Annotated in this window: 12 protein-coding genes; 4 read left to right on the top strand and 8 right to left on the bottom strand. The window is 42.3% G+C overall.

Annotated features, from left to right (window positions below; genetic code table 11):
- Window positions 1-217: 217 nt before the first annotated feature.
- The 3 genes from A3775_RS15800 to A3775_RS15810 all read right to left on the bottom strand — a co-directional run bounded on the left by A3775_RS15800 (window position 218) and on the right by A3775_RS15810 (window position 2,632).
- The gene (locus tag A3775_RS15800) at window positions 218-904 is read right to left on the bottom strand and encodes an SRPBCC family protein (RefSeq protein ID WP_066425779.1); all 687 of its coding nucleotides are present in this window, start codon (window positions 902-904) and stop codon (window positions 218-220) included.
- Between the two features lie 172 nt (window positions 905-1,076).
- Window positions 1,077-2,171 carry a DJ-1/PfpI/YhbO family deglycase/protease gene (locus tag A3775_RS15805; protein ID WP_066375353.1) on the bottom strand — a complete coding sequence of 365 codons (1,095 nt, stop codon included), beginning with the start codon at window positions 2,169-2,171 and terminating at the stop codon, window positions 1,077-1,079.
- A 59-nt stretch (window positions 2,172-2,230) separates the two neighbouring features.
- Complete coding sequence (locus A3775_RS15810; protein ID WP_066375352.1) at window positions 2,231-2,632, bottom strand: DUF2267 domain-containing protein; 402 nt, start codon at window positions 2,630-2,632, stop codon at window positions 2,231-2,233.
- A gap of 394 nt (window positions 2,633-3,026) precedes the next feature.
- Between A3775_RS15810 and A3775_RS15815 the strand changes: the two genes are divergently transcribed.
- Window positions 3,027-3,443 (top strand): DUF6335 family protein, encoded by a 417-nt coding sequence (locus tag A3775_RS15815; RefSeq protein WP_066375350.1) that lies wholly within the window; start codon window positions 3,027-3,029, stop codon window positions 3,441-3,443.
- Between the two features lie 125 nt (window positions 3,444-3,568).
- On the opposite strand, the gene A3775_RS15820 is transcribed toward A3775_RS15815, so the two are convergent.
- A complete protein-coding gene (locus A3775_RS15820; RefSeq protein WP_066375349.1) occupies window positions 3,569-3,976 on the bottom strand; it encodes a universal stress protein in 408 nt (135 codons plus the stop codon).
- A gap of 90 nt (window positions 3,977-4,066) precedes the next feature.
- Between A3775_RS15820 and pgk the strand changes: the two genes are divergently transcribed.
- Together pgk and A3775_RS15830 are read left to right on the top strand one after the other, a co-directional pair.
- Window positions 4,067-5,269: a phosphoglycerate kinase gene (pgk, locus tag A3775_RS15825; protein ID WP_066375347.1), complete on the top strand. Its 1,203-nt coding sequence runs from the start codon at window positions 4,067-4,069 to the stop codon at window positions 5,267-5,269.
- Between the two features lie 360 nt (window positions 5,270-5,629).
- The gene (locus tag A3775_RS15830; protein ID WP_231867022.1) at window positions 5,630-5,848 is read left to right on the top strand and encodes a hypothetical protein; all 219 of its coding nucleotides are present in this window, start codon (window positions 5,630-5,632) and stop codon (window positions 5,846-5,848) included.
- A gap of 18 nt (window positions 5,849-5,866) precedes the next feature.
- Here A3775_RS15830 and A3775_RS15835 read toward each other — a convergent pair whose 3' ends face one another.
- The gene (locus A3775_RS15835) at window positions 5,867-9,541 is read right to left on the bottom strand and encodes a PAS domain S-box protein (RefSeq protein ID WP_369817215.1); all 3,675 of its coding nucleotides are present in this window, start codon (window positions 9,539-9,541) and stop codon (window positions 5,867-5,869) included.
- Window positions 9,542-9,575: 34 nt separating this feature from the next.
- Between A3775_RS15835 and A3775_RS25275 the strand changes: the two genes are divergently transcribed.
- A complete protein-coding gene (locus A3775_RS25275; protein ID WP_255363869.1) occupies window positions 9,576-9,710 on the top strand; it encodes a hypothetical protein in 135 nt (44 codons plus the stop codon).
- Between the two features lie 295 nt (window positions 9,711-10,005).
- On the opposite strand, the gene bioF is transcribed toward A3775_RS25275, so the two are convergent.
- The 3 genes from bioF to A3775_RS15850 form a co-directional block, all read right to left on the bottom strand.
- Window positions 10,006-11,169, bottom strand: coding sequence for an 8-amino-7-oxononanoate synthase (bioF, locus tag A3775_RS15840; protein WP_066425783.1), 1,164 nt, complete (start codon window positions 11,167-11,169; stop codon window positions 10,006-10,008).
- Between the two features lie 229 nt (window positions 11,170-11,398).
- On the bottom strand, window positions 11,399-12,037 hold the full coding sequence (gene ruvA / locus A3775_RS15845; RefSeq protein WP_066375342.1) for a Holliday junction branch migration protein RuvA: 639 nt from the start codon (window positions 12,035-12,037) through the stop codon (window positions 11,399-11,401).
- Complete coding sequence (locus tag A3775_RS15850) at window positions 12,034-12,783, bottom strand: sucrose-phosphate phosphatase (RefSeq protein WP_066425789.1); 750 nt, start codon at window positions 12,781-12,783, stop codon at window positions 12,034-12,036. The genes ruvA and A3775_RS15850 overlap by 4 nt, the downstream gene beginning before the upstream one ends.

The raw sequence follows: 12,783 nt of genomic DNA on the forward strand, positions 1-12,783 counted from the left end.
AAGTTTAGGTTGTCCATGCTAACCAGACAGTATCAATGGACATAAACGCAAAAAAAACGCTGCTCTCCGGCGAACGAAAGAGTAAGTGAGTTCAATCAATTCAGGTGAAATTTTGGCAATTAGTTCTAGATTTTCAGCATAAAAACCTGATTTTTATTGATGAATCAGGTTAAAATTTATTTGTCTGATTTTTCTTGAGTCCGATTCGCGTCTTCTTCTACTTCCTCCCAGAAGGTTGTCCTTGGGTGGTGGCGATTTCCCCGGCTTCCATGAGCATTTTGAAGCGGCGTAATTCGTCGCCGATTTGTTGTTCTGGTTCTTCACCGAAAAGTTTGGCGAATATTGCCGCTAATGTTCCGCCTGGGGGATTGTATTCTAAAACTACTTTGACTTCTGTACCGCGATCGCCTGGGGCTTTTTTAAACCTCACAAAACCAGAGTTTTCCACATCTGCACCTTCGACGGAAGCCCAAGAAATAAACTCATTTTCTCGATCTTCTAAAATGTCTGCATCCCATTCTACGCTGTTACCTAAAGGTGCATTGGCTATCCAGTGAGAACGTCTATCATTGTAGACTCTGACATATTTGAGATGCTTCATAAATGTGGGCAGATTCTCAAAGTTATGCCAATAACGGTAAAGTTCCTCTGCTGGTTTATCAATTGTCACCGTTTTTTCAACTTTGATTGGTTTATTCAAACCGATAGCTGCTTGCACTTGCTCAATTGTGCTATGTTTGGTTGCTTTTTGGGCAACAACGCCACCACCAGCTAAAGCCGTCAGCACTCCCCGCAAAGAGGCTTGTTTTAAACCCGTCAAAACTAACGCCCCATCCCTAATTAGAGATGCCCAACGCTCCATTTCGCCGGCTTGTGTCTGTTTTTCTCCTGATGTCAAAGTCATACCAATTCAAAATTCTCTCATTCAAAATTCAAAATTAAACAGATGTCTTGTAGGGTGCGTCAGACTTTTTCATATCTGACGCACCCTACTAATATGTCAGTCGCCTAAATCCTGATTAAATCACTTCTAACTTTTGCTCCTCATCTCCCTCAACTCCCCTACTCCCTCACATTCAAACAGCCGCCCCAGTTGTAGGCTTGGGAGGCTGCACTTCAGTAGTAGCCATACGTCTGCGATATAAGTCTGCTAATCGCTGTTCGTATTTGAGTAAGTCGTGGTATATTTCTTTAAAAATGGCGGTGGCAACTGGGTCAGTGAACATAGCACACAAGTTACCAATATCACCCAAACCTGTCTGCACATCACCCAAGGCGCAACGCAACTGATAGATATCATCGCTACCTGTGAAGGCGGATTTGACTTTGGCGTATTGATTAGCAATGTTTGCTCCAAACGAAGGTTTTTCACCCAGCTTGTGGAGATAGGTTTCTAGCCTTTCAATATGACGTTGTTTATTAGTAATCATTTCTTGAAACAACGCCTTGAGTTGTGTATCTGATTCTTTATCGGCGTATTTCTCCAAAGCTTCTAGGGAATAACGCTCACCACCTAAAGCAGTATTGATACCTCTAAGAATCTCTCCTTTAGTGGAACCACCCCAAGCATCGGCGATTTTCCACCATTCGGCACTGGTATCATTTTCATCTGGTAATGCTGCGTCTTTACCACCGTAACCCAGACGGCTTAATATTGCGGTGGTGAAAATTGCTAAATCTCCGGGTTCACGGGATGTGATGAGATTTCCGTCAACTACTAGGGGATTATCGAGGTAATTCGCACCAGCATTAATCATATCTTTGCTGATAGAACTAAAACCAGTGGCTCGCTTACCTTTGAGTAAATCACCTTCTATTAAAAGTTGTGGCCCGTGACAGACGGCTGCTACCCATTTACCTTGCTGCATTGCTGCTTGTACAAAGCGGACTGTGTTGGGGTTGCGGCGCATTTTATCAGGAGCCATACCACCAGGAATGACTACGGCATCAAATTCGGAAGCGATCGCCTCTGTAGTGGTAGCATCAGCTTGTGTCGAAAGTTTGCCGCGTTTACCCTTATATTTTTCATTCATCCGCGAACCCAGCACTACTACCTCAAACCCGGCTTGTTTTAGCCCATGACAAGGAATAATAAATTCTGTATCTTCTACTGCTTGTTCAATCAGAATAGCTACTCTTTTCTTAACTGCATGATGATTATTGTTAGTCATATTCTTTCCTTTTTATTGGTCTACCAATCTGTACTTTTTCAGGGGAAATTTTAAATTTTTTATGCTGGTATTTCACTACTGGGTGATTTCCCAAACATTTCTTCATAATCCTGCGAAAAATGATGATGCAGTTTGGCAAATTCTTCAGGCTTGACGGCATTCTGCAAAACTGCAAACACAGCCCGCACATGAATTGCTGTTGTTGTTGGTTCTATATCCTCTTTTTCACTCACACGCACAATAAAATTTTGCAAATTAAAATCCTGATCAGGTTGTCCTTCTCTCCCTCGCAAACAGCCACCTAATTCCTGTGGTAGTTGACTGGCTAAATCTTGTGCTTCATCACCTGAAATCCGTTCTTTAATTGTTTCTAGTGTGGCACGAGTAGCGCGTTCTGCTTCTTCACGAGAGTTAGATTGAGCGAGGCTTTGCACATGGGTAATAAACTCAGTGTATTCCACTTTTCTCTCCCCTATATACAATTCAAAATTCAAAATTCAAAATTCGTTTTTTATTTACAATATTCTTTTTAATAATCAGCTTATTTACTGGCAATTAATTAAATTGGGCATTTCAATAATATTTAACTAACAAAAAAAATAGTTATGAGTAGGTAAGTTTCATCTAAATCTTTTTATTTTCAAGTTGAGAACTCCTAGCTCATAACTACCGAATTCAACTACAACAACTACAAGTGGCTTGACCTTGATTTCATACTCTTAAAGTATGCTGTCATAGCAATTTTTCCGTCGTTCTTAGGAAATAGATTCTTTTATGCCGAAAGTTGTACAACCTTTGTAGTACAACATGAAGACAAGAAAACGTTATTGTGTGGGTATAGAAAAGGCTAAAATTATGACAGAGCAAAATAATCATCAAAATAATCAAGATAATCAAGAAGAAATTAAATATGATGATTTGCCACAGGAAGTTACAGAATCCTATGGAACTGGTGTAAAAGACCTACCAGGATACAATATTGGTGGGCGATCGCTGCAAGTCAAAAGACATGAGTACACAGATACCAGTCCCGAACTCACCGGTGGTGACATTGATGCTTATTGGCAAGATGCAGACGCAGTAGGCGATGAAGCGGTGGGTGGTACTGCTCCCACACCCGATCAAAATGTCACAGAAGATATAGAAAAAGCTGTGGGATTGGAAATGAACGATAAAGCATTTCTCCGCACCAACGACATTTTAGAACAGCGTGATGATAGACGCTGGGAATTAGACCCCAAGTCTTCAGAAGATTATGAAGAACGCAGGTAGAAACTGGGGATAAGGAAGCGGAGGGAGCAGAGGAGTTTTTTTCCCCAAAATTCAAGAATTTTGAATTTTGAATTTTGAATTTTGAATTGATCTGCCCCAATCCCCAATCCCCAATCCCTAGATAACTAAGGCACAATTAACACAGGACAAGGTGACAAGTTAATCACGCGAGTTGTAACGCTATCAGTTGCACCTTCTTCGGTTAAGCCTAGTCCCCGACAACCCATAATGATTAAATTTGCGCCGATTTCGTCGGCGACATCGCAGATGGTAAAGGCTGGTTTACCTTGCCTTTCCATAATTTCTGATGTGATACCTTGCTGAGAAAATAAAGCTTGGGCATCTGCTAGCAGTTTAGCAACGGCTGCTGGTGACACCATAGGATCAGTAGTTGGCGCGTCTGGTGGTGATTCTTCAACCACAGACAGCAGCACTAACCGACTACCATATTGCTGTACAATGTTGGCGACAACATCGGCAGCTTCCCGCGCTTCCCGACTTTGATCAATTGGAAATAATACTGTCTTGAACATATATCTCTCCTCAGCACCCCCTACTCCGGTAAAATTTTGATGGTTCTACTTTCAAAACGATAACAAAAAGGCAATCAGGAGGGTTTGGCAGTGTCCAAAAAAACTTTAGCAAGTTTATCTGCGGCTGATATTTCTGGTAAACGCGCCTTCGTGCGGGTTGACTTTAATGTGCCTGTGGATGATCAAGGCAACATCACAGATGATACTCGCATTCGTGCTGCTCTACCAACCATTCAAGATTTAACGCAGAAGGGTGCTAAGGTCATTTTAGCAAGCCATTTTGGTCGTCCCAAAGGTGTGGATGACAAATTGCGTCTAACTCCGGTTGCAAAGCGTCTGTCTGAGTTATTGGGGCAAGAAGTCGTTAAAACTGATGACTGTATTGGCGATGAAGTCGCGGCAAAAGTGGCAGCTTTACAAAATGGTCAAGTTCTGTTACTAGAAAATGTCCGTTTTTATAAAGAAGAAGAGAAAAACGACCCAGAATTTGCTAAAAAGCTGGCTGCTAATGCCGATTTTTATGTAAATGATGCTTTCGGTACTGCACACCGCGCCCATGCTTCTACTGAAGGTGTGACTAAATACCTGAGTCCTTCTGTGGCTGGTTATTTGATTGAGAAGGAATTGCAGTATTTACAAAGCGCAATTGAACAGCCTCAACGTCCTTTAGCCGCGATTGTGGGTGGTTCTAAGGTTTCTAGTAAAATCGGTGTCATTGAAACTCTGCTTGAGAAGTGCGACAAGCTAATCATTGGTGGTGGGATGATTTTCACCTTCTACAAAGCCCGTGGTTTAAATGTGGGTAAGTCTTTGGTAGAAGAAGATAAGCTGGAATTGGCGAAGTCTTTGGAAGCTAAGGCGAAAGAGAAGGGTGTTACCTTCCTATTACCTACAGACATCGTATCTGCTGATAAATTTGCCCCCGATGCTAATGCTACCACCGTCAGCATTGAAAATATTCCGGCTGATGGTATGGGTTTGGATATCGGGCCTGATTCTGTCAAAGTTTTCCAAGCAGCTTTGGCTGATTGTAAAACTGTGATTTGGAACGGGCCTATGGGTGTATTTGAGTTTGATAAATTTGCTGTAGGTACAGAAGCGATCGCTCGTACTCTAGCAGATATTAGCAAAACTGGTACAACCACGATCATCGGTGGCGGTGACTCTGTAGCGGCTGTTGAGAAGGTAGGTTTGGCTGATCAAATGAGCCATATCTCTACCGGCGGCGGCGCAAGCTTAGAGTTACTCGAAGGTAAAGTATTACCCGGTATCGCTGCTTTAGATGAAGCGTAATTAGAGATTGGGGATTAGTGACTAGGGATTAATCTCTAGTCTCTATCCTCATCCGCCTAGGAAGCAGGGGAACAGGGAACGGGGAATAGGGAACAGGGAACAGGGTAAAGAGGCAAATTTTGTGATCATATCCAAAATTTGTGGCTGATTGCTGATGTATATTAAGCCTTCGGCAATTTTTTGAGATTGATGCAAGCATATTAGGTACTGAAGAACCAGCATTTTTGAAGGCTAAAATTTTAAATTTTTCTGTGTCACAGTTAATAATTTATAATTTTTTTGGTAAATTAAATTTAATTAAATAATAATTAAGCTGAAAAATTTAAATTTTGTATTTAAATTTTTCGAGGGTGGAAGAAGATGAAGATGATTCAAGATAGTGATTCCGTCGATGCTGTTAACGAACTAATGCGGAAAATCAGAGTCAAAGAAAAACAGCTAAAAATTGCCCAAGAATCTCAGATGGTTTATGTGGCTAAAGCTATTGAGCGGCAAATATTAGAGTTGAAACGCGAGTTATCAACACCACGAGAAGCAGAACCGGAATTCTACGCTTTGATGAGTTTGTTGGATGATTAAATGCTCGCTGATCAAATTTCACTTACGTCCTAAGAGTTGAGCGATCGCCATGACTAATTCTACTGTTTCGGCGGGTTTAGGAATATGTTTTTGGAAACCTGCGGCTAAGGCTTGTTGATAATCGATTTCTCCAGCATAGGCAGTTAAAGCGATCGCCGGAATTTCTCCACCTTGTTGTGGTGACAATTTTCGGATGTGGCGCAGCAACATATAACCATCCATCTCTGGCATTCCAATGTCACTTAACAACACATCTGACTGGAAATGTGCTAAAATATTCAAGGCTTCCATAGCTGATGCAGCCGTTGTCACATTCGCACCATATTGTTCCAGTGCAAAGCTGAAAAACTCCCGGACATCGGCTTGATCATCCACTAACAGAATTTGCACACCAGCTAATAAAGAATCTGGTATTTCCTCTTGCTCAACAGCAGACTCACCATTAAGCAACTTATCCTCAACATTTTTGCACAGTGGTAGTCTAACTGTAAAAGTTGCGCCCTGTCCATCTCCGGCACTGTCTGCTTGTACTGTGCCACCATGTAATTCGACAAAATGACGCACAATTGCTAATCCAAGTCCCAACCCACCGAAGACTCTGGTAGTTTTAGAATCGGCTTGGCGGAAATATTCAAATACATGGGGTAAAAATTCTGGTGTAATTCCCTTACCTGTATCAATCACCTGGATTTGCGCTTCTAGCCCTACCTGCTGTAAGTTTACCTGTACCTGTCCGTTAGGTGGTGTGAACTTCACAGCATTTGAGAGTAAATTCCAGAATACCTGTTGCAAGCGATCGCCGTCACCCATGACTTGCCCGACAGAATCATCTAAACAGGTGCAAATCTCAATTGATTTTGCTTCGGCGGCTAACCGCACCGTTTCGAGTGCGGCGGTAATTGTGGTTGGCAAATCCACAGCACTGATATTGAGTTGCAGCTTGCCGCGTAAAATTCGGGAAACGTCTAACAAATCATCAATTAATTGTGTTTGTAACTTGGCATTGCGTTCAATCGTCTCCAGAGCTTGGTTGATGGTAACTTGATTATGTTGGCGGGTGCGGAGTAACTTAGCCCAACCTAATATCGGGTTAAGCGGAGTTCTCAATTCATGGGAAAGTACGGTGAGGAATTCATCCTTAATGCGGTTAGCTGACTCCGCAGCAGCGCGGGCGTTTTTTTCGGCTTCGTAAAGTTGAGCGCGGGCGATCGCTTGGGCGCACTGTTGTGCTAAAGTCAGCATAAATCTGCGGTCGGCTTCTGTAAATACTTGGGCTGTGGCAAAACTCAAACCCAACACTCCAATAGTCTGCTGCTCCACAATCAACGGAATACAAGCAAAAGCACAATTACCTGTATTGGCGGGAATATCGGCGATTTCAGGATATTGAACCGCTAAAATTTCGCGATTTGCCAAAAAAATCGCCGTCTTAGTTCTGGCAGCCTCGGCGATGGGAACATTAGCTGTCATCGGGAAACTCGCCCAGCCTTCTCTGACAGCTTCAGGATAACCAACTGCTTGCAATATCTTCAGGCAAGTACCTTCTTCGATTAAAACCACAGAACCCGCACTAGCACCCAAGGCAGCAATGCCTTGATTAACAACCACATCAGCCACTTGTTGAGGAGTTAAAGCTTCTGAAAGGGCAGCAGTAATGCTTTGCAAGCGCGCTGTACGACTGGCAGCCATTTCTGCCGCTTGTTTTGCCTGTTGAGTTTCTTGGTAGAGTCTAGCATTATCAATAGCTGTAGCGGCTCGTCGGGCAATATCTTCAGCCAAAGCCAAGTCTGTGGTTGGGAATTTTCTCCCGGAGTCTGCTGTCACAAACGAAATCACTCCGAAGATTTGCCCGTGTGAGTATAAGGGAACCACCATCAAAGAACGCATCCCCAAACTTTGTAGTAGTTGTAAATGCGTCTCATCCTGAGCCATTGCCACTAAAGTAGAATCTGGCAATTCTGGATAAAAAACAGATTTACCTTCTAGTAGGGTTGGGTGAAATGGGTGATTACTGTCGCTACCGGCTGGATAGCGTTGTTGAATTTCTGCGATGATTTGAAGTTTTTGGGGATAAGCAGAGGCGATCGCCACTCGTTTAATTGACCAATCTGGTTGTAGAATATCTGCAATACACCAGTCGGCTAAAGTCGGTACTGCCAAATTAGCTACATTACTCAGGGTAACTTCATAATCTAAGGAAGCCGCTAAAATGGTGCTGGCTTCTACTAAAAAGTTTTGGTTTGCTTGGGCTTGTTTGCGTTCACTAATATCCTCAACAATACCTAAAGCATATTTTGGTTCTCCCTGCTCATCACACACCACCGATGAAGTCACATTAATGCAAACAATCCCACCGTCTTTACGGATATAGCGTTTCTCTAGAGAATAACAACTAATCTCTCTTGCTAATACCCTCAAACCATAATTCCAATCAGTTACTAAATCATCAGGGTGAGTAATATCCTGAAAGTTCATCTGGATTAACTCATCCTGACTATACCCAACAAGTTGACATAAAGCCGGATTTACTTGCAGAAACTTACCATCCAAGCTGACAAGAGCCATTCCTAACGCCGCTTGATTAAACATCGCCCGAAACCTAGCTTCGCTTTCTCTTAAAGCTTGCTGAGTGGTTTTCTGCTGAGTAATATCAATCCCCGTCACACCCACACCTAACAATTTCCCATCTGGTAAACAGACTGGGTAGTAACTCACCAACCCACAACGATAAACCCCAGATGGATGGGTTTCTCCCATGACTTCTTGATTAAGTAGGGGTTCTTGAGTTTGCATCACTCTAGATAAAATCGGCTCAATTTGCTCTGCCCAATCTGGTAAAATTTCCCGGAAGATACGCCCAATATGCTGACTTTGCGGTAAACCATTAATTGCCGCTAGTGCTTCGTTAATATAAACGTAACGAAGTTCTGTATTCAAAAAAGCCAAACCTACAGGGGAACTAGCCAGCCAAGCATTTAACAATGCTAATGATTCTTCTTTCTCCTGGTTTGCTTGTTGTAATTTCTGGCGCAATTTGGCTTTTTCTTGCTCTACTTGCTTGCGTTCAGTAATGTTAATCGCTACACAGGTAATACCCTGAATTCTACCATTCACTTTCAGGGGTTCCACCAGCAAATCATAGTAAAGCACTTTGCCACAGACGATGACACGAACTTCTTCTCTGTCAGCAACTGCTGTGTCTAACACTCCTTGCTTAATTTTTGTCAGTTGCTCTGCTACGGAGGCAGGAAATAAATCATCATCAGACTTGCCTAGCATTTCCTCAACAGTGGTTGCACCCTGGGGATTATGAATCCACTGATAGCGCAAATTGCTATCTTGCTGAAAGACTACAATATCTGAATTGCTGAGTGCTAATTTAAATCGCGCCTCACTCTCTTTGAGTTTATGTAAATTCGCCTCATCCCTGCGTTTGGCATTCCTTAATGCTATACATAGGATTGTAAAAAACAATCCTTGTACCACAAATAAACCGATTTTTACCAGATGAGAAATATCCAGAGACAGATTGTATTGTGTGTGTAGCAAGAAATAATTGTTAACTAAAGCAGACAAACACGTTGCGACAATTCCCGCCTTCCCTCCACCACACCAAGCACTCACCATCACAGCACTGAAAAATAGCAAAAAAGCAGCGTTACTCATTTCTACCCAAGGATCTAGTAGTAGCATTAGTATCAGTGCAAATGCTACGGTTATGAGGCCAATGCCAAAACTTAGCCAAGAAGAACTAGGAGTATCAGGCATGAAAATTTCGGGCAACCAATACTTGTTGCAGAGGCTTTACATAACCTACGCTAGTTTACGGATTTTCGGTATTTATCTGGAGATAGATTCTTGAATCCGCTAAAAAGACTTCTTTTGCTAGATGCCAAAATTTATTTTCTGAAAATTCGCTGAAAAAGGGATATTTGTTCTCTCAATTTCTGGATAAATTTCGCAAAATAATCTATAATCTAGGTGGAGGACGGCGCATTTTGCCTGATAATTACCCCAGAAAATTGACAATATAACAAAAGCTATCAGATAAAATCTGACTAAAGAAATGCTCTAGTCGAAAAATAAATATAAAGTTTTTATTTGTTTCGATTAAATCAAAAACTAAATATGATGAAAAGTTGATAATTAATTGATAATTATAATTTTTTCAGCACTCCTACCAGTTTTTCAATATGTGCGGCTTGGTGGGTTGCCATGAAAGAAATTCTAATACGACTGGTGGGGACTGTGGGCGGACGAATAGCTGGCGCAAAAATCCCAGACGCTTTGAGTTGCTTACCTGCTTGCAGTGCGGCTGTGGCACTTGACAATTGAACACAGAATATTGGTGACTCTGATGGCAGTAATTTCAGGTGGGGTAATTGCTGTTGTAGTAATTGTTTAAAGTAATCTACATTCTGCCATAATTGGATGCGGCGTTGCGGTTCCTGTTGGATGATTTTGACAGCTGCTAAGGCGGCGGCTGTGTCTGCGGGTGAAATTCCAGTAGTGTAAATCCAACTGGGGGCGCGATTCCGTAAAAAATCAATTAAGGTGGCACTGCCGGCGACATAACCGCCTAAACTACCAAAAGCTTTGCTCAGAGTGCCAATTTGAATTAATTCCCTACCTGTACACCCGAAATATTCTACACAACCTGCGCCAGTGCTGCCCATGACACCAGTTGCATGAGCTTCATCAACTAGCAGCATACAGCTAAATTCATCTGCTAAATCTAATATGGCTGGTAAAGGACATAAGTCCCCATCCATGCTGAAAACAGTATCAGTCATGATTAAACAACGTCGGTAGTTGTGCCGTTGCTGAATCAATAAAGTTTTGAGTTGGGTAATATCACAGTGGGGATATTCTATGACTGTGGCTTGACTGAGAATTGCGCCATTTTTCAGGCTGGAATGATTATATTGATCAGATAAAATTAAATCTCTTTTGCCTACCAAGGCAGCGATCGCCCCAATATTAGCCAGATACCCAGAACTAAATACTAGCGCGTCTGCCGTTTGTTTTAAACCGGCGATCGCTCTTTCTAATTCTCTGTGTAATTCCCGATGCCCACTGAGTAATCTAGAACCAGTGCTACCCGTGCCGTACTCTTGAACTGCCGCCACAGCAGCCGCTATCAAGCGTGTATCCCCAGCCAACCCCAAATAATCATTACTAGCAAAATTAATCACCTCTTGCCCCTCTAAATCCACCGTTGCCCCTGGCAGTCCATGTATAGTTTTTACAGAACGATACCAGTCAGCCTGATGAATGGTTGTTAAGGATTTTTGTAACCAAGCATAAGCATCTGTGGGCATATCAATTCAAAATTCTCTCATTCAAAATTCAAAATTAAAGAATCCTTGGGAAATGGGGATGAGGGAGATGGGGGAGATGGGGGAGATGGGGGAGATGGGGGAGATGAGGGGGATGAGGGAGAACAACTAATATTGATTAACTAATAATTAATAATGATTAACTCATACAACATATTTCATCTTGATGAGGTAAATTTCTCTAGCCCCTAGCCTCTGTCCCCATTGACTATTAACTAACCTGTTCGCTACTACTAAGATAAGCGATCGCCTGTTTGATCCAGTCTTCTACATAGGCATCCTTTGGTAAACCGATGTCTTCGCTAACTACGTGTAGGGCGTGACTGACTTCATGGGCTGTGTAACCAAGGGCAAACAGAGTCATTTGCACTTCTTCTAAAATACCAGGAGCAGGCCCGGCGGTAGCGACGAAGAACCCGGCTGATTTGCGCCATTCGATTAATTTGGCTTTGAGTTCTAAACAGATACGTTCAGCGATTTTCTTACCCACACCAGGGGCTTGAATCAGTATCTGTACGTTACCAGTGATGATCGCTTGAACTAAATCGGGTAATTCTAGAGTATCCAACAAAGCGATCGCTAAAGCTGCACCCACACCACTGACAGTCAATAAATGACGAAATAAATCGCGTTCAGATGGGGAAGAAAACCCATAAAGTAAGGGTACTTCTTCCCGAATTTGGTAATGAGTGAAAATTTGTACCAAATCACCCGTTGTGGTTAATTGCTTGGCTAACCGTTGCGGAACTTGCAAGTCATAACCCAAGCCATTCACCTCTAGAGTCAGAATCACGCGATTACTGCCTAGATTTTGGATACCAGCAACTATACCTTTGAGATAACTAATCATTTGATGAAACCGAAGTATTTTAAACCTTCAAGGATACCCCCAGCACAGAAATTTTGTGCTAGGTAACGGTGGTTTGCAGGATACTGGTTATGCCACTCCAACAACTCTTGTCGGGCATTCCCAACGATGATTCCCCTTTCGTTGCCGACAGCAAACAAAGCAATATCATTACCTGAATCACCACAAACAACTGTTCGTTCTGCTGCAAATTTCCACTTTTGACGTAGAAACTGCATTGCCTGACCTTTATCGCTGCTACGAGGCACAATGTCAAGGTCAACACCGCTACTATAAATTAACTTTACATTTAATTTATATTTTTCCAACATTAACTCAATTTGGGGAATCACACTGGCGGCGACTTCTTGCTTGAGGAAAAAACTGACTTTAAACGGACGCTGTTCTGAGTCAGGTTGTAATTCTAACTCAGAAAATTGCTCAGTAATAGATAATACCTGTTCTCGATGCCAACCTGTAGACAGAATTTCTGCCCAACTAGAATCAGCAGTATTTTTACCATCTAGATAAATTTCCGTACCCACCGAGACAACTAACGCATCTGGTGCGATGAGATTTTTTTCAATTTGCAGTTCTTTGTACAAAACAGGCGATCGCCCAGTCGCATAGACTATCTTTGTACCATATTCGTGGCGATGCTGAGTCAATATTTGATTCAGTTGTGTGAGTGCTGCGTCATCACCGACCAAAGTGTGATCTAAGTCAGTCACAAACATAAAAGGTGTCAT

The sequence above is a fragment of the Anabaena sp. 4-3 genome (assembly GCF_001597745.1).
GTDB lineage: Bacteria > Cyanobacteriota > Cyanobacteriia > Cyanobacteriales > Nostocaceae > Trichormus.